Annotated in this window: 15 protein-coding genes; 11 read left to right on the top strand and 4 right to left on the bottom strand. The window is 24.9% G+C overall.

The annotated features are described in order from the left end of the window. The 9 genes from AC5SLZ_RS05360 (at window position 1) to ligA (ending at window position 9,513) form a co-directional block, all read left to right on the top strand. A complete protein-coding gene (locus AC5SLZ_RS05360; protein WP_494615278.1) occupies window positions 1-1,068 on the top strand; it encodes a UDP-N-acetylglucosamine--N-acetylmuramyl-(pentapeptide) pyrophosphoryl-undecaprenol N-acetylglucosamine transferase in 1,068 nt (355 codons plus the stop codon). Next, window positions 1,058-2,455: a UDP-N-acetylmuramate--L-alanine ligase gene (murC, locus tag AC5SLZ_RS05355; protein ID WP_494615277.1), complete on the top strand. Its 1,398-nt coding sequence runs from the start codon at window positions 1,058-1,060 to the stop codon at window positions 2,453-2,455. The genes AC5SLZ_RS05360 and murC overlap by 11 nt, the downstream gene beginning before the upstream one ends. Then, the gene (gene murB, locus AC5SLZ_RS05350; protein WP_494615276.1) at window positions 2,452-3,357 is read left to right on the top strand and encodes a UDP-N-acetylmuramate dehydrogenase; all 906 of its coding nucleotides are present in this window, start codon (window positions 2,452-2,454) and stop codon (window positions 3,355-3,357) included. The genes murC and murB overlap by 4 nt, the downstream gene beginning before the upstream one ends. A gap of 1 nt (window position 3,358) precedes the next feature. Beyond that, complete coding sequence (locus AC5SLZ_RS05345) at window positions 3,359-4,273, top strand: D-alanine--D-alanine ligase (RefSeq protein ID WP_494615275.1); 915 nt, start codon at window positions 3,359-3,361, stop codon at window positions 4,271-4,273. Beyond that, complete coding sequence (locus AC5SLZ_RS05340) at window positions 4,254-4,922, top strand: cell division protein FtsQ/DivIB (RefSeq protein ID WP_494615274.1); 669 nt, start codon at window positions 4,254-4,256, stop codon at window positions 4,920-4,922. The genes AC5SLZ_RS05345 and AC5SLZ_RS05340 overlap by 20 nt, the downstream gene beginning before the upstream one ends. Then, window positions 4,915-5,610 carry a hypothetical protein gene (locus AC5SLZ_RS05335; protein WP_494615272.1) on the top strand — a complete coding sequence of 232 codons (696 nt, stop codon included), beginning with the start codon at window positions 4,915-4,917 and terminating at the stop codon, window positions 5,608-5,610. Before AC5SLZ_RS05340 ends, AC5SLZ_RS05335 begins: the two co-directional genes overlap by 8 nt. A 64-nt stretch (window positions 5,611-5,674) precedes the next feature. After that, window positions 5,675-6,595: a UDP-3-O-acyl-N-acetylglucosamine deacetylase gene (gene lpxC / locus AC5SLZ_RS05330; protein ID WP_494615271.1), complete on the top strand. Its 921-nt coding sequence runs from the start codon at window positions 5,675-5,677 to the stop codon at window positions 6,593-6,595. A 46-nt stretch (window positions 6,596-6,641) separates the two neighbouring features. After that, window positions 6,642-7,481, top strand: a complete 840-nt coding sequence (locus tag AC5SLZ_RS05325; RefSeq protein ID WP_494615270.1) for an outer membrane protein assembly factor BamD — start codon at window positions 6,642-6,644, stop codon at window positions 7,479-7,481. Between the two features lies 1 nt (window position 7,482). Continuing rightward, window positions 7,483-9,513 carry an NAD-dependent DNA ligase LigA gene (ligA, locus tag AC5SLZ_RS05320; RefSeq protein ID WP_494615269.1) on the top strand — a complete coding sequence of 677 codons (2,031 nt, stop codon included), beginning with the start codon at window positions 7,483-7,485 and terminating at the stop codon, window positions 9,511-9,513. Here the strand turns inward: ligA and AC5SLZ_RS05315 are convergent. Together AC5SLZ_RS05315 and AC5SLZ_RS05310 are read right to left on the bottom strand one after the other, a co-directional pair. Beyond that, window positions 9,496-11,190 carry a M24 family metallopeptidase gene (locus AC5SLZ_RS05315; RefSeq protein WP_494615267.1) on the bottom strand — a complete coding sequence of 565 codons (1,695 nt, stop codon included), beginning with the start codon at window positions 11,188-11,190 and terminating at the stop codon, window positions 9,496-9,498. The two genes, ligA and AC5SLZ_RS05315, sit on opposite strands and share 18 nt — an antisense overlap. Beyond that, a complete protein-coding gene (locus tag AC5SLZ_RS05310; RefSeq protein WP_494615266.1) occupies window positions 11,187-13,223 on the bottom strand; it encodes an ATP-dependent helicase in 2,037 nt (678 codons plus the stop codon). Before AC5SLZ_RS05310 ends, AC5SLZ_RS05315 begins: the two co-directional genes overlap by 4 nt. Window positions 13,224-13,255: 32 nt before the next feature. On the opposite strand from AC5SLZ_RS05310, the gene AC5SLZ_RS05305 reads away from it, so the two are divergent. Further along, on the top strand, window positions 13,256-14,833 hold the full coding sequence (locus AC5SLZ_RS05305; RefSeq protein WP_494615265.1) for a hypothetical protein: 1,578 nt from the start codon (window positions 13,256-13,258) through the stop codon (window positions 14,831-14,833). Here the strand turns inward: AC5SLZ_RS05305 and fumC are convergent. Beyond that, window positions 14,821-16,209, bottom strand: a complete 1,389-nt coding sequence (gene fumC / locus AC5SLZ_RS05300) for a class II fumarate hydratase (protein ID WP_028036558.1) — start codon at window positions 16,207-16,209, stop codon at window positions 14,821-14,823. The two genes, AC5SLZ_RS05305 and fumC, sit on opposite strands and share 13 nt — an antisense overlap. Before the next feature lie 66 nt (window positions 16,210-16,275). Here fumC and AC5SLZ_RS05295 point away from each other — a divergent pair, with 66 nt between their 5' ends. After that, window positions 16,276-16,647 carry a pyrophosphohydrolase domain-containing protein gene (locus tag AC5SLZ_RS05295; protein WP_494615264.1) on the top strand — a complete coding sequence of 124 codons (372 nt, stop codon included), beginning with the start codon at window positions 16,276-16,278 and terminating at the stop codon, window positions 16,645-16,647. Here AC5SLZ_RS05295 and nadC read toward each other — a convergent pair. Beyond that, on the bottom strand, window positions 16,644-17,477 hold the full coding sequence (nadC, locus tag AC5SLZ_RS05290; RefSeq protein WP_494615262.1) for a carboxylating nicotinate-nucleotide diphosphorylase: 834 nt from the start codon (window positions 17,475-17,477) through the stop codon (window positions 16,644-16,646). The genes AC5SLZ_RS05295 and nadC overlap by 4 nt on opposite strands.

Genomic DNA, 17,477 nt, shown 5'->3' with positions numbered 1-17,477 from the left:
ATGAAAAGAAGGATTCTTATTTCCACCGGAGGATCTGGGGGACATGTTATTCCCGCAATAACAATACATGATCATTTAATAGAAAATTATGATATAGTAATCTCAAGTGATATTAGAGGTCTTAAATATCTTGACGATAAATTTTATAACATCCTAGTTATTGATACACCCAAGTTGAATAATTTAATTTTACTGCCTTTATCAATTCTAAAAGTATTTTTTTTAACACTAAGATCATTGATAATATTAAAAAATAAAAAAATTCAAATTCTTATTTCGACAGGTGGATATATGTCGTTACCATTATGTATAGCCGCAAGAATACTAAACATTAAAGTTTATTTGTTAGAACCAAACATGGTAATTGGAAGAGCAAATAAACTTTTTCTTAAATTTTGTAAAAAAATTATATGTTATTCAGAGAATATTATCGGTTTTCCAAAAGAGTATAAAAATAAATTAATGATTACAAATCCACTTATAAGAAAGAAATATTATAACAAAAAATTAAAAGAAAATGATAATGAAAGATTTACTTTAATAATAATTGGTGGAAGTCAAGGTGCACAAATATTTGATAAAATTTTACATGAGTCAATTATTAAAGTTTCAAAAATTAAACCTTTAAATGTAATTCATCAAACAAATCAAAAAAATATAGATGTTCTCAAAAATCTATATTTAAAAAATAAGATTGATAATACTGTTTTTAGTTTTGATCAAAATCTTAATTCATTAATAGATCAAGCAGATTTATGCATAACGAGAGCTGGTGCCTCTAGTTTGGCTGAAATTTCTCTATCTAAAAAACCATTTATAGCTATTCCATTACCAACCTCTAAGGATAATCATCAATTAGAAAATGCTAATTATTATAAAAATAAAGGTTGTTGTTGGATTGTGAATCAAATTGATTTTGACAAAAAAAAATTTGAAGATTTATTATTAAATATATTATGCAATAAAGACGAAATACTTTTAAAAAAAAATAATTTAGAAAAATTAAATTATCAAAACACGTGGAATAATGTTAATCAAAAATTATTAAATATTATTAATGAAAATTAAATTAGCAAAATCTGAGATTATTCACTTTATAGGTATTGGTGGAATAGGCATGAGTGGATTATCCCTTATAATGAAGGGCAAAGGATTTAGGGTTCAAGGCAGTGATATCGCTAGCAATAAAAATATTGAAAGATTAAAAAAAGAAAAAATAAAAATTATAATTGGACAAAAAAAACAAAATATAAATAAAGCTACCATTATTGTAATTTCTTCAGCGATTAAAAAAAATAATCCAGAATTAATGGAGGCAAAAAAAAAACAATTACCAATTTATAAAAGAGGAGAAATGCTAGCAAACATTGTTTCTCTAACAAAAAATATTGTAGTTGTTGGCTCTCATGGAAAAACAACCACAACATCACTAATAGCCTCCATTTTTGAAGAGACTAAAATAGATCCAACTATTATTAATGGAGGCGTAATAAATTCCATCAACAATTCTGCTAAACTTGGCAAAAGTGATTGGTCGATCCTAGAAGCAGATGAGTCTGATGGTAGCTTTGTATATATTCCACCCACCTACTCAATAATAACCAATATAGATAGAGAACATATGGATTTTTATAGTTCTATGGATGATTTGAATAAATATTTTATAAAGTTTGTAAATAAGGTCCCATCATTTGGAAAATCTTTTATTTGTATAGACGATAAGAATAATAAAAATTTGATTAAGAAACTAAGTAATAAAAATTTTTATACATATGGAATTGAAAAAAAATCAAATTTTTGCATTAAAAATATTAGACAATCAAAAGACTATTCTATGTTTGATTTAAAAATAATTTTGCCTAATAAAAAAGATAAATTAATTAAAAAAATTAAAATTCCATTATTAGGATTGCATAATATTAGAAATTCAGTTGCTGCATCAGCTTTGGCTATTACTGTTGGACTGACTGTTTCAAATATTAAAAAAGGTTTAAAAAACTTTAAGGGAGTTCAAAGAAGATTTAATAAAATTTTTACGTATAATAAAGTTGATTTTTTTGATGACTATGCTCATCATCCAACAGAAATCAAAGTCGTATTAGATGGAGTAAATAATGTTTATAAAGGTTATGAAAAAGTATGTATTTTTCAACCACATAGAATTTCAAGATTGAAAGATTTAAAAAAAGAATTCACTTATGCATTCAAAAATGCAGATAAAGTAATTTTACTTCCTATTTATACTGCTGGAGAAAAAATATCATTAGGATTTAAATATGAAAATTTTGCAAGAGAAATAATCAAAAACTCAAAAGTAAAACTATTTTTAGTAGATGATAAATTTCAATTATCAAAATATATTAAAAATAATATTTATGGAAAAAAAATAGTTATTGGAATGGGTGCTGGAACCATCTCAACATGGATGAGAGAAATGCCAAGATATTTATCATGAGTATAAATCAAGATGATCTATTGATAGAATTTAATGAAAATATAAAATTTAATTATAATTTAAAAAAAAAAAACTGGTTTAATATTGGTGGTAATACAAAGATTTTCTATCAAGCAGAAAATTTAAAAGAATTAATCAGATTTTTAAAAATAATTGGAAACGAGGAGAGATTATTTGTTTTAGGTGGAGGATCAAATACTCTGATTACAGATAAAACTTATGATGGTGTTGTTGTTAAACTATCTAAAAATTTTAATAATATTTCGCTTTTATCAGAAGATATAATTATTGCTGGAAGTGCCGTTAGTGATAAATCACTTTCAAAATTTGCAATGGATAATAGTCTAGGTGGATTTGAATTTTTATCTTGCATACCTGGTACAATTGGAGGAGGAATAAGAATGAATGCAGGGTGTTTTGATAGAGAATTTAAAGATATTCTAATTTCTGTTCAAGCTATCAGTAAATCAGGGCAGGTTATTACGATCCCAACAAAAGAAATTAATTTTAAATATAGAGATAGCGGACTATCAAATGATTTAATTTTTTTGAGTGCATCTTTTAAGGGTTTTAAAAAAAAATCAAATTTAATTAAAAATGAAATTATAAAATTAAAAGAAAAAAAAGAAAAATCACAACCTACAAGAATTAAAACTAGTGGGAGCACATTTAGAAATCCATTAGGTCAATCGAATAAAAAAGTTTGGCAGTTAATAAAAGAATCGGTCCCTTTGCAAAAATCATTTGGAGACGCATGTATTTCAGAAAAACATTGTAATTTTTTTGTTAACAAAGGTAATGCTAAGTTTGATGATATGAAAAAATTAATAGAATTTGTATCTGAAAGTGTTTTGAAAAAAACTGGTGTAAAGATAGAAACTGAAATAAAAATTTTAGAATAAATTGAAAAAAAAAATATTAATACTTGCTGGTGGAGTTTCGAAAGAAAGATTAATTAGTCTGGACACGGGAGCACAAGTTGCAAAAGAACTAAAAAAAAATGGTTACAAAGTAAAAATTTGTGAACCAAATGTAAATTTGTCAAAAAATATTAATCAATTTAAACCTAATGTTATATTTAATGCGTTACACGGACAGTTTGGTGAAGATGGCTATATACAAACCATTTTAGAAGGATTTAAAATACCATACACTCATTCGGGGGTAATTGCTTCTTCAATAGCAATGGATAAAGAGATATCAAAAAAAATTTTTATAAAAAATAAAATCAATACTCCAAAATATATTAAGTATTCTTATAAAGAAAATATTTTTGATTTAATAAAAAACATTGAAAAAAAGTTAAAATTTCCAGTTGTAATAAAACCAATTAATGAAGGCTCAAGTGTAAATGTATTTATTTGTACAAAAAAAAATATTTCACGAATCCTAAGCACAATGAAAATCTATAAACAGATAATGATAGAGGAGTTTATTGGTGGTAGAGAAATTCAAGTTGCAATTATGGGAAACAAAAAATTAGGAGCAATAGAACTTAAACCAAAAAGAAAATTTTATGATTACAAAGCTAAGTATAATGTTGATGCAAAAACAGAACATATAATTCCAGTTGAACTTTCAAATAATAAATTAAATGAAGTGATGAGCCTTTCACTGAAGGCACATAAAACTATTGGATGTAATGGGGTTACAAGATCAGATTTTAAATTTTATGAAAATAAATTTTATTTACTAGAAATTAATACTCAACCAGGTATGACAAAACTATCTCTTGTTCCAGAAATAGCAAAATATAATGGAATATCTTTTATAAAATTAATTGAGTGGATTTTAAAAGATGCAAAAACGAAAAAGTAAAAAAATTTTAAAATATTTTTTTTTACTGCTGTTAGTTGGCTCAATTAACAATATCAATCTTAATGATTTAAAATTACATAATATTCACAATGTTAATATTATTGGATTAGATAATGAAGATAAGAGAAATTTACTTAATAAAGTAGACTTTAATTTATACAATATTTTTTCAATTAATAAAGATGATCTAATAAAAGAAATTGAGTCAAATGCTTTGGTAGAAAAATATTTCATTCTTAAAAAATACCCATCTTCATTAAATATAAATATAGAAAAAACAAAATTTTTAGCAAAAATAAATAAAAATGAGGAAATTTTTTATTTAGGTTCAAATGGAAAATTTATAAAAAATGATTTTTCAAAAAAACAATTGCCTTTTATTTTTGGAAATCCAGATGTAATTCAATTTTTCAGTATTAAAAAAATTATTGATCAGTCTAAAATTTCATACAAAGAAATTAAAAATTTATATTTTTTTCCATCTAGAAGATGGGATTTAGAATTAAAGGACAATACTATTATAAAATTACCAAATGATAATACCTATCTTGCACTTAATTTAGCAATAGAATTTTTGAATGATAGAAAATTTAAAGATGATAAAATAATAGATGCAAGAATTGAAAATCAAATTATTTTGAATGATTGAAGAATCTCACTTTAAAACATTTCTTTATATTTCTAAAAACAAATATCAAATATTCGTTTATGATAAAAACAATTTAAAAAATATATACAATGAAGAAATAAGAATTGATGATGAAATTGAGCTTTATAATCTTTCAAAATTTCTTGATGAAAATATTTATAAAATTGAAAAAACGATAAACAACTTTATTAGAAGTATAATTTTAATAATAGAGAACGATAAAGTTTTAAGTGTAGATATATCATTTAAAAAAAAAAATTATGAAAAAAATATTTATCAAAAACATTTAGAAAAAAATTTAAAAGAAGTAAAAGATATATTTAGAGAAAATTATCAGAACCATAATGTTATGCATATGGTTATTATCAATAAAGATAAAAATGAAAATAATTTACTCTCTAATAATGATAATATTAATGATGACTATCTTTATTTAGAAGTTAATTTTATTTCTATTCAAGATAGCTTTACTTTTATTTATGATAAATTATTAGAAAAGCATCAAATCAGAATTGAACAATATATGTCAGGTGGCTATATAAAAAGTTTTTTAAGTGAAAACGAAAATGAATTAACAAAAATGGCAAATCAAATAAATAATGGCTTTAATAAAAATGAGGTTAGACTTGTTTCAAAAAATACAAAAAATAAGCGTTTTTTTGAAAGATTTTTTCAACTATTTAGCTGAAACTGTTTTTTCTGGTAATAATTGTTGTTTTCAAAATTTATCTAAAGCAAATTAAAAGTCTTTAATGTCTTATCTGACTCAAAAAACAATTAAAAGCAATGTACTCTTTAACGGAATTGCACTGCACAGTGGATTAAAAGTAAATATTTGTATTAAACCAGCTGAGCCTAATTTTGGAATAGTCTTTAAAAGAACAGATTATAAAGAAAACAATCTAGTTTACCCAAATTTTATGAATGTCACAAATACATTGCTTAATACAACAATTGAAAATGAATTTGGGGTTAAAGTTTCAACTATTGAACATTTGATGGGTGCATTATTTGGTCTAGGTATTGATAATGCGCTAATAGAAATTGATAATGAAGAAGTTCCAATTCTAGATGGATCTGCGAAGGAATTTATTGAAAAAATTATTAATTGTGGACTTGAGGTTAGTGAAGCTCCTATTAAGGTTATTAAAATCAATAAAGAGGTTGAGTTTTCAGACGGCAATCGATTTATCAAGATAGAGCCTTCCACTTTAAGTTTAGATATAGATTTTGAATTAAAATATGAAAATCAAATTATAGGAAATCAAAGAAACAAAGTTAAAGTTTTTGAAGATGATTTAACTAATGTTTTTAATTCAAGAACATTTTGTTTATTTGAAGATGTAGAGTTAATTAGAAAAAAAGGACTAGGAAAAGGTGGAAGCTTACAAAATGCAATAGTAGTAAATGATAATAAAGTTTTAAATAAAGAGGGTTTAAGAAATGACAAAGAATTTGTTAATCATAAAATACTTGATTGTATAGGTGACCTGTTTACTTCAGGTTATAGAATAATTGCTAAAATTAAATGTTCTCAAGGTGGCCACTATCTTACAAATCAATTATTGAGAAAAGTATTCGAAAACAAAGAAAACTTTTCTATTCTTGAAATAAAAGAAAAAAACCTTCCTCATACTTTAATTCATAGAAAATTATTAAAATCAATAGCCTAAGCTAAACATATATTTTCAAAGATATAAATTAAAGGTATAACTAGTCATGATCTATCGGAATTATTTTTATTTTTTTATAATTATTTTATTTTGTTTTTCTTGTTCCAAAAAGGAAATTGAAAAATCTAATATCAATGAAGTAAATTTAGAGTCACAAATGATAGAGGCTTATGAGGATGGATTGAAGGAATTAGAAGCTGGCGATGTTCTGTTCGCAGCAAAAAAATTTAATGAGGCAGAAACTTTATTTCCACAATCAGAGTATGCACCAAAATCTGCATTGATGGCGGCCTATTCATATTATTCTCAAAATTATTATGGAGATGCGATGGCTGAATTAATAAGATTTTCGAGAGTTTACCCTAACCATAAAGATATTGCTTATGCAGAATATTTATTAGGATTGTGTTATTACGAACAAATTATTGATGCAAAAAAAGATCTTCAATCCATTGTAAATGCCAAAACAACCTTTGAAAGTCTTATATCTAAGTATCCTGATTCAGAATTTGCTACTGATGCAGCATTTAAAATTGATCTGATTAATGAAATTCTTGCTGGTAAAGAAATGTTTATAGGAAGATACTACTTTGATAAAAAAAAATGGATTCCAGCAATAAACAGATTTAGAGTTGTTATCGATGATTATGAGACTACCATATATGTGGAGGAAGCCATACATAGATTGGTTGAAATTTATTATATTCTAGGAATTGAAACAGAAGCAAAAAAATATGCTAACTTATTAGGATATAATTACCAGTCATCTGAGTGGTATGAAAAATCATTTATTATATTTAACAGAAAATATAAAAAAAATATTATAAAAGATATCAAAAAAGAAAATAATTCTATAATAGAAAAATTTAAGTCTCTATTTAGTTGAGATGATAAAAAAAAATCTAGAATCTGAATATAAAAAAAAAATAAAGTTATTAACCAACTATAATAAAAACTACTATGATACTAGTAAACCATTAGTATCAGATAAAGAATATGATGATTTAAAAAATAGTATTTTAGTTTTAGAAAGTAAATATACTTTTCTTAATTCGAAAAAATCACCATCAAAAGTTGTTGGATTTAAACCATCTAAAAATTTCCAAAAGATAACTCATAGAGCTCCAATGTTGTCTTTGGCAAATGCTTTTGGAAGAGAAGATCTAATTAATTTTGAAAAAAAAATATTAAATTTTTTATCTAAGAATGAGGACTATAAGCTTTCTTATAGTGCTGAACCAAAAATAGATGGTATATCAGCCTCATTAATTTACAAAAATGGTGAGTTTAAAATTGGATTATCAAGAGGTGATGGAAAAGAAGGTGAGGATATAACAGCTAATCTTGCTACTATTAAAGACATTCCAAAAAAAATTCAGCTAAAAGATTTTCCTAAAGAAATTGATATAAGAGGTGAAGTATTTATACAAAATAGTGATTTTAAAAATTTAAAGGAAAAATTTGCAAACCCAAGAAATGCTGCATCTGGATCATTACGACAAAAAAATTCAGATGAAACAAAAAAAATTCCCCTAAAATTTATTGCCTATACTTTTGGTTATGAAAAAGGTCTTAAGGCAAAAAATCAAACAGACTTTTTAAAAAATTTAGATGATTGGGGGTTTAAAACAAATCCTTTGAATGGACTATTTGTAGGTGTTGATGATTTGTTGATTAATTATTCCAAGATAGAAAAGGATAGAGCAAAAATTGATTTTGATATTGATGGTATAGTTTATAAAATTAATAACTTTGAACTTCAAAAAAGACTTGGAAATGTTGCAAATTCTCCAAGGTGGGCTATTGCTCATAAATTTTCCTCTAACAAAGCTGTATCTAAAATTCTTAATATTGAAATTCAGATAGGAAGAACTGGAGCTTTGACACCAGTTGCAAAAATCAAACCAATTAATATTGGAGGAGTAATTGTATCTAATGCTACTCTGCACAATGAAGATGAGATTGATAGAAAAGATATAAGAATAGGAGATTTAGCAACTATAGAAAGGGCGGGTGATGTAATACCTCATATTCTTTCAGTAGATAAAATTAAAAGAGATAAAAAATCAACAAAATTTATTTTTCCAAAAAAATGTCCATCATGTGGCTCAAAAACAATTAAAGATTTTAATAATATTACCAAAAAAGAAGATGCAGTAAGAAGGTGTTCTAACGAAGGATATGAGTGTGAAAAAATTGCAATAGAAAAATTAAAACATTTTGTTTCAAAAGATGCATTTAATATTGATGGATTTGGAAAAAAAATTGTAGAGAATTTTTGGAAACTTAATTTAATAAAATTACCACAGGATATATTTAATCTAGATTTTAAAAAGATAGAAAATCTTGAAGGTTGGGGTAGACAATCAATGGAAAATTTAAAATACTCTATTAATCAAAGAAAAAATATTTCTTTAGAAAGATTGATCTACTCATTAGGTATCAGGCATATTGGTTTAGAAAATGCAAAAATTTTATCAAAATATTTTAAAACATTTTCAAAGTTTATTAGTTTTTCTAATGAAGAAATTTTAGATGACATATTGAATATTGATGGAATTGGAGAAACTCAGCTGAAGTCAGTAAAAAAATTTTTTGAAAACAAAATTAATATAAATATTTTGAAGAAATTACAAAAAATTTTAGAAGTCAAAGATACTATAATTAAAAATAAAAATGGATTATTAAATGAAAAAACATTTATGGTAACTGGAAAGTTAAATGGCATTAGTAGAGCGGAGGTAAAATCTTTAATAGAAGAAAATTCTGGTACTTCTGTGAGTACTGTAACAAAAAAATTAAATTATCTAATCATAGGTGAAAAACCAACTAAAAAGAAAGTTGATAAAGCTAAAGAATTTCATGTTACAATATTAAATCAAAGTGATTTTTTGAAGCTGTTAAATATAACTAGCTAACCATTTTCTCTCATTTGGAGAAAGATACTTAGAAAGTTTTATATAAACATCTAAATGATATTTAAATAGATAATTGTTTTCTGAGCTAGTCAAAAGATCATAATTAATTAAATCTTTTTCTATTGGAGCAAGTGTTAAATTTTCAAAAAAAATTTTTTTCTTGATTTGTTTAACAAAAACAAGATTTTCTATTCTAATACCATACGAACCTTTTTTATAATAACCTGGTTCATTACTTAAAATCATACCTTTTTGAATTTTGACTTTATTTAGTTTGGAGATTGATTGAGGTCCTTCATGGACATTTAAAAAGAAACCAACACCATGTCCTGTACCATGAGCATAATCCAATTTACTTTCCTTTAAATATTTTCTTGCTCTTTTATCTATTTTTAGACCTGTATTATCAAATCTTAAGTCAGTATTTGCTACAGCTATATGTCCCTTTAATACTTTAGTGTAAATATTCTTGATACTCTGTTTTGGTTTTGTAAAACAGATAGTTCTAGTGACATCAGTGGTACCATATTCATATTGACCACCAGAATCACATAAAAAAATATCATTTTTTTTTATTATTCTGCAATCTCTTTTTTTGGCTCTATAATGAACAATAGCACCATTTTCTCCAGCACCTGCAATTGTTTCAAAACTTGGATATAAGTATTTGTTACTTTTTTTTCTAAATTTTTCTAATTTAATCTGAGCATCAACTTCAGTAATCTTTTTTTTATTTAATTTTTTAATCCAATAAATAAATTTTGTTAGTGCCACACCATCTATAATATGAGATTTAATCATATTATTAATTTCAATATTATTTTTTATAGCTTTTAAAAGATAAGTTGGATCTACTCTTTTTATAACCTTAAATTTAGACTTAATAATATTTTCATAAAAAATAGAGCAAGATTTATTATCAATTATGAAGTTTTTACCAATTAAAGTCATAATCTTTTTTGGCAAATCATTTGTGATTACTAATTGATTTTTATTAATTATTTTTTCTTTTATTAGTTTTTTAGCTTTTTGAGGTTCTGTTATTAAAAAGATTTTTTTTGATTTATTTATGATTAGTCTTGAATTTGGTAGAGGACTATTTGGACCATCACCACCTCTAATGTTTAAAATCCAAGCTACATTTTCTGGAGCAGATACAAATAAATTATCAGCTTTATTCTTTTTTAAGTATTTTGTAATTTTATTTATTTTTGATTTGCTGTTTTCTCCAATAATTTCATCTTTGATTGAAAAAAAAGGAACATTGTTTGTAATTTTTGAGATTTTTATTTCATCAATTAAGTTATTTGACAAAAACTTAACTTTGTTATGTTTTAAAAAATAATTATTTATCTGGTGATGTGTGAATAATTTTGGGTCTATTCCTAGTTTTAGATTTTTAAACAAATTACAATTAATTATTTTTTCATAGTTAATAATCTTAAAATATTTTCCACTCTCATTTTCGCTTTGAATAGTGTACCTACCATCTGTAAACAAATAGTTCTTATCTTTTAAAACAATAGCTAAGCCAGCAGAGCCAGTAAAATTTGAAATAATTTTTAATCTATTTATTTTTGAATATTCTGTAAAATAATCATCATTTTTGGGTATAATATATCCATCAATATCGTATTTTTTAAATTTTTTTCTTAATTCTTTTACTTCTTTTTTCATTTAATTCTCTTTTGGTATCGTATCCACCCAGGGCTTCTTGTTCCTTCTTCAATTTCAAAATCTTGATTAAAATCAAAATCCTGATCAACATCAACTTCATCATCAAAAAAAGAATTTTTTTCTAAGTGTTTTTCTGGTAATTCTTCTATAAATCTTGAGGCCATGCTATCAATCCAATCACCCTGGTAAAATCTATTCATTGAAAATGAAATTATTGCTTTTTTTTTAGCTCTGGTAATTCCAACATAGGCTAAACGGCGCTCTTCTTCTAAACCATTTTGGCCTTTTTCTTCAATTGATTTTTGATGTGGAAATAAACCTTCTTCCCAACCAGGAAGAAAAACTACGTCAAATTCAAGTCCTTTTGCAGCATGCATCGTCATCATATTAATTTTTTCCCCATCCCATTCTTGATCAATTGAGGTTGCTAGAGACACATGTTCTAAAAAGCTTTCTAGATTGTCAAATTCTTTCATCGCACTTAATAATTCTTTAATATTTTCTAATCTATTTTCATTATCTAAATCTTTTTTATTCTTAAGCATTGCTGAGTAACCAGACTCGTCCAAAACTATTTGTAGCAATTTTATATGATTAATATTTTTTATATTTAGATCGTTTCTCCATTTATTTAATGCATTTAAAAAAAAACTAAGACCTATTTTAGTTTTTGGTTTAATTAAATTTTGCTCAAGCATTTTATTTGCCGCAGACTCTAAACTTAAATTATTTTCTTTTCCAAACTCATGAATAGTTTTCAAGGTAGTGTCCCCAATTGATCTTTTTGGATTGTTGACAATTCTTTCAAAAGCAAGGTCATCTCTTTCTTGATGAATTAATCTTAAATAAGCAACACAATCTTTAATTTCAGCCCTTTCATAAAATTTTGTTCCTCCTAAAATTCTATAAGGCATACCGATTTTAAGAAATCTTTCTTCGAATTCTCTTGTTTGAAATATAGCTCTTACTAAAATAGCCATTTCGTTAAATGAATATTTCTTTTTTAATTTTTTTTCTATTTCATCTGAAATTCCAATTGCTTCATCTTTTCCATTTTTAAAGCAATTTAATTTGACTAAATCTCCTTCTTCCATAGTAGTGGTAAGTGTTTTACCAACTCTATTTTGATTATTTGAGATTAGATTTGAAGCCACCGATAAAATATTCTGAGAAGATCTATAGTTTTGTTCAAGTCTTATTACTTTCGTATTTTCATATACTTGATCAAATTCTAAAAAATTTTTAATTTCCGCACCTCTCCAACTATAAATTGATTGGTCATCATCTCCCACACAACATAAATTTTTAGTTTTTTCAGATAATAAGTTTAACCATTTGCTTTGAATAAAATTAGTATCTTGATACTCATCAACCAAGATATATTTAAAGTTTGTTGTATAGATTTGTCTTATATCAGAATAATTTTCTAAAATTTTTACAGTATGTAAAATTAAGTCACCAAAATCACAAGAATTTAAATCTATTAATTTTTGTTGATAAATTTTATACAAAGGAAGTATAGTTTTTTCATAGATATCTTTGTTGTTAATTATAACTTCAGATGGATAGTATCCTTTATTTTTCCATCTATCAATTATTGCCAATATAAATCTAGGTGCCAATTGTTTGATATCAATATTTTCACTTTTACATATATTTTTAATAAGTCTTGTTTGGTCATCAGTATCTATAATAGTAAAGTTTGAATTAAGATTTGCAGCTGTTGCGTGTTTTCTTAATATTTTTGCACAAATTGAGTGAAACGTTCCAAGCCAGGAAAGACCGGTTGCAGCTGAACCAAGCATCTTACTTACTCTTGTTTGCATTTCTTTTGCAGCTTTATTTGTAAAAGTTACTGACAAAATTTGATTAGGAAATGCCTTCTTTTCTTTAATTATGTGGGCAATTCTTGATGTTAGGACTTTTGTTTTCCCAGATCCTGCACCAGCAACTATCAATAATGGCCCATCTAAATATAAAACAGCTTCTTTTTGAGCATTATTTAAATTTTTCAAATAATCAGAGTTTATCATTTAAAAAATTTCATTATAAGTTTCGTAGTTTTATGAATAATCATAATAATTTTGTTAAAATTTTAGCTAAGTTAAACAGCTCTATAAGTACTCAATTAAAGAAAAATTTAAACCAATTTAATTTTTTTTTTAAAAAAGATAAATCGTTAACTAAATTAAACAACTTTATAAATAACCAATTAGAGAAAAATTTAAACAAATTAAATTTTCTTTTTAAAAAAGACAAATGGTTAGCTTTATTGAGTTTTAAAAGAATTTTTATCTTTAATTTGGCCCTATTTGTCTCTCTTTTTTTATATTTATCTGTACCGCATTTGTATGACAACAGTAAATCAGTTATTAATATTAAGAATCAGTTATCTGAACATTTAAATTTAGATTTTAATTTATCAAATAATTATAAGTATAATTTATTTCCTAGACCCAATTTTGAATTTAAAAGTGGTTCATTTCTAAACCAAGTAGAAAGTTCGGGGAAGGTCAAAATTTATATTTCTCCTAAATATTTATTATTTTCAAAAAAAATTAAAATAGTAGATGTTATCTTTGATAATACAAATTTTAATTTGAATAAAAAAAATTACAATTTTTTTACTAAACTTTTAAATAGAAACTTTTCTAATTTTACTCTTAAAATTAAGAATAGTAATATCTTTTATAAAAATATTGAAAACGATGTTTTATTTATAAATAAAATTAAAGATTTAAAATATTTTTATGATACTAAAAATTTAGAAAATGTTTTACTTGCTGAGAATAAAATTTTTAATATATTTTATGAGGTTAAAATCATAGATGACTCAATTAAAGAGAAGATTATAAGTAAAATAAATTTAAATTTTATTAATCTTCAGATTGAAAATAGTTATAATTACTCGTCTTATAAAAAAAATGGATTAATAGAATTAATTTATAACAAGAATAAGAGCGGGGGAACTTATAATTTTGAAAAAAACTTTTTTAATTTCAATTATTTAGATAAATCTAAAGATAAGAATTACAAATTTAATGGTTTTGTAAGTTTAAAGCCCTTTTTTTCAGAACTTTCAGGTGATTTTAGCGAGCTAAATTCAAATATATTATTAAATTCAAATTCAACCTTGGTTCAATTATTAAAGACAGGAATACTTAATAATAATAACTTAAATATAAATACAAAAATTAAAGTAAAGCAAATTTCCTCTTTTAGAGATTTAATTAATTTATCTTTAAGCGCAAAAATAAGCGAAGGTTTAATAGATATAAATGGAACTAAGTTTGAATTAAAAAACTATGCTGATTTTAAAATAACTGATAGTTTAATTTATACAGATAATAATAATTTAATTTTAGATACTTTAATCTCAATAAATGTTAAAGATTATAACGAGGTTTATAAAATTTTTCAAACTCCACTTAAAAATAGAAAAAAAATCAAAAAAATTCAGTTTAATTTAATTTATAATTTTGATCAGCACACTGCCAATTTAAATACAATTAAAGTCAATGATGTTATTGATAAAAATGTTAATGAAACTTTAAAACAATTTATTTTTAAAGAAAGCAAGCTTCAAAATAGAATTTATATAAAAAATTTAGTAAACAAGGCTATTAAAGGTTATTCAGGATAGATCATTTTTTTAGGATCTACTATTTTGTCATAATCCTTTTCATTTATAAGACCTGTCTTTAATGTTTCAAATTTTAGCGTAGTATCATTCTTGAGGGCTGTCTTTGCAATTCTTGCTGCATTATCATAGCCAATTTTAGGAGCTAAAGCTGTAACTAGCATTAGCGAATTATCTAAATGTTCTTGGATTTTTTTTTTATTAGCTTTTATTCCTTTTACACAATATAGAGCAAAATTTTTAGTACTGTCAGCTATTAAATCAATAGATTGTAAAATATTATGTGCAATCAATGGCTTAAAAACATTTAGTTCGAAATGTCCATGTGATCCTGCAATAGTAATACCATTGTGATTACCAATTACTTTAACACAAACCATGGTGACAGCTTCACACTGAGTAGGGTTAACTTTTCCTGGCATAATTGAAGAACCTGGTTCATTCTCAGGTAATATAAGCTCACCATATCCAGCCCTAGGACCAGATCCTAAAAATCTAATATCATTTGAAATTTTCATTAAAGCTACAGCACATGTATTTAATGTTCCTGAAAAATTAACAATTGAGTCATGGGCTGCAAGTTCAGCAAATTTATTTGCACTTGGCTTAAAGGAGATTTTTGTAAATTTTGCAATTTCTTTAACTATCTTTTTATCAAAATTTTTTCTAGAATTTATGCCGGTACCAACAGCTGTACCACCTTGTGCAAGGTATAGAATTTCTTTTAATGCATATTCAATCCTTTCAATACTCTTTTTAACTTGTGTATGATAGCCAGAAAATTCTTGTCCAAGTGACAAGGGTGTAGCGTCTTGTAAATGAGTTCTTCCAATTTTTACTATACTTTGAAACTCACTTGACTTTTTCTTTAGTTCTTTTTCTAAAATTTTTAAATTGGGTAGTAATTTTTTTAAAGTTTCTTCTGCTACAGAAATATGCATTGCAGTTGGAAAAACATCATTTGTTGATTGTGATTTATTTACATGATCATTAGGGTGAACTGGTTTTTTAGTTCCTTTTTTACCACCTAAGATTTCTATTGCTCTGTTAGCAATTACCTCATTAACATTCATGTTTGTTTGAGTTCCTGAGCCTGTTTGCCATACTTTAAGAGGAAAATTTTCATCTAATTTTCCACTTATCACTTCATCAGAGGCTCTAATAATTGCTTTAGAAATTTTGTTTGAAATCAACTTGTCTTTAGAATGAACAATTGCAGCTGATCTTTTAACTATAGCTATAGATTTAATTATTGAAATATTTACTAGTATTTTACCAATATTGAAAAATTTGTTAGATCGTTGTGTCGATGCTCCCCAATATTTATTATTAGGAACATTTACACTTCCAATACTATCGAATTCTTTTCTTAATTTCATTGATTAATTTGTATGTAATAAATAATTATAACATACAATAATTTTAAAAAAACTTACAGGAGCAAAATGTCGAATTTTAATAAAGTTGGAACTTTTATGAAAACCTTTGGTCAAGAGGTTAAAACAAAACCTTCATTTAGTAGTGATAAAATTAACAAATTAAGAATAGATCTTATTAAAGAAGAATTAGATGAGCTTCAAGAAGCAATGAAAAACAATGATTTATTAGAAGTCGCTGATGCACTTACAGATATTTTGTATGTAACTTATGGGACAGGTCATGCTTTTGGAATTGATTTAGATAAATGTTTTGATGAAGTTCAAAATTCTAATATGAGTAAATTAGGCGAAAATGGTGAGCCTATTTATAATGAATCAGGAAAAGTAATGAAGGGCCCAAATTATTTTAAACCTGATTTAACAAAATTTGTATCTTAAATTTCTAGTTTAAAATCAATAGCTGTAGCGCTATGAGTTATGCTTCCAATAGAAATTCTATCTACACCTGTTTTGGCAACTCTTTTAACTGTTTTTAAATTAATGTTTCCTGAAGCTTCAGTTTCATAATAATTTTTTGCAATTTTAACACCTGTTTTAAGATTTTTAACTGACATATTATCAAACAAAACAGTATTAAATTTTAGACCCATTATTTCATTGAGTTGTTTTAAATTATCAACTTCAACTGTTATTTTTCGTCCTTTTTTATTTTTAATAGCCAATGAAACTAATTTTTTAATATTTGATGAAGCAATATGATTATCTTTAATTAAAAATTCATCACTTAGATTAAAACGATGATTGGTACCTCCACCTAACTTGACGGCATACTTTTGAATAACCCTTGTATTTGGAATTGTTTTACGAGTACAACAAATTTTACATTTTTTGCCAGCAAGTTTGACAAATTTATTTGTCTTTGTGGCAATACCCGAAATATGAGATAAAAAATTTAAAGCAATTCTTTCAGCAATTAAAATATTTCTAGCATTACCTTCGATAGTTGCAATTAAAAAACCTTTTTTTACATTAGATCCATCTTTTTTTTTAATTTTAAACTTAATTTTATTATCAACTAAATCAAAAGCTTGTTTTGCAAACAACAAACCACCAACAATTGCATTTTCATTTGAAATAAGTTTAACTTTAATAGTTTTATTATTTTTTATTAAACTTGATGTGATATCTCCAGAGGGGTAGAGATCTTCATTCAATGCTCTCTTAACTGTGTTACGAATAAAATCTTTGCTGAGTTTTATTTTTGACAC

The organism is Candidatus Pelagibacter sp. PS_06, assembly GCF_059418045.1.
The sequence above is the reverse complement of the archived record's forward strand: the minus strand, read 5'-3'. Positions and strand labels throughout refer to the sequence as shown.

What these genes read in the sequence shown, in the direction of transcription:
- AC5SLZ_RS05360 (WP_494615278.1), top strand. Translation starts at nt 1, where the DNA reads ATGAAAAGAAGGATTCTTATTTCCACCGGAGGATCTGGGGGACATGTT.
- murC (WP_494615277.1), top strand. Translation starts at nt 1,058, where the DNA reads ATGAAAATTAAATTAGCAAAATCTGAGATTATTCACTTTATAGGTATT.
- murB (WP_494615276.1), top strand. Translation starts at nt 2,452, where the DNA reads ATGAGTATAAATCAAGATGATCTATTGATAGAATTTAATGAAAATATA.
- AC5SLZ_RS05340 (WP_494615274.1), top strand. Translation starts at nt 4,254, where the DNA reads ATGCAAAAACGAAAAAGTAAAAAAATTTTAAAATATTTTTTTTTACTG.
- AC5SLZ_RS05335 (WP_494615272.1), top strand. Translation starts at nt 4,915, where the DNA reads ATGATTGAAGAATCTCACTTTAAAACATTTCTTTATATTTCTAAAAAC.
- lpxC (WP_494615271.1), top strand. Translation starts at nt 5,675, where the DNA reads ATGTCTTATCTGACTCAAAAAACAATTAAAAGCAATGTACTCTTTAAC.
- AC5SLZ_RS05325 (WP_494615270.1), top strand. Translation starts at nt 6,642, where the DNA reads ATGATCTATCGGAATTATTTTTATTTTTTTATAATTATTTTATTTTGT.
- ligA (WP_494615269.1), top strand. Translation starts at nt 7,483, where the DNA reads ATGATAAAAAAAAATCTAGAATCTGAATATAAAAAAAAAATAAAGTTA.
- AC5SLZ_RS05315 (WP_494615267.1), bottom strand. Translation starts at nt 11,190, where the DNA reads ATGAAAAAAGAAGTAAAAGAATTAAGAAAAAAATTTAAAAAATACGAT.
- AC5SLZ_RS05310 (WP_494615266.1), bottom strand. Translation starts at nt 13,223, where the DNA reads ATGATAAACTCTGATTATTTGAAAAATTTAAATAATGCTCAAAAAGAA.
- AC5SLZ_RS05305 (WP_494615265.1), top strand. Translation starts at nt 13,256, where the DNA reads ATGAATAATCATAATAATTTTGTTAAAATTTTAGCTAAGTTAAACAGC.
- fumC (WP_028036558.1), bottom strand. Translation starts at nt 16,209, where the DNA reads ATGAAATTAAGAAAAGAATTCGATAGTATTGGAAGTGTAAATGTTCCT.
- AC5SLZ_RS05295 (WP_494615264.1), top strand. Translation starts at nt 16,276, where the DNA reads ATGTCGAATTTTAATAAAGTTGGAACTTTTATGAAAACCTTTGGTCAA.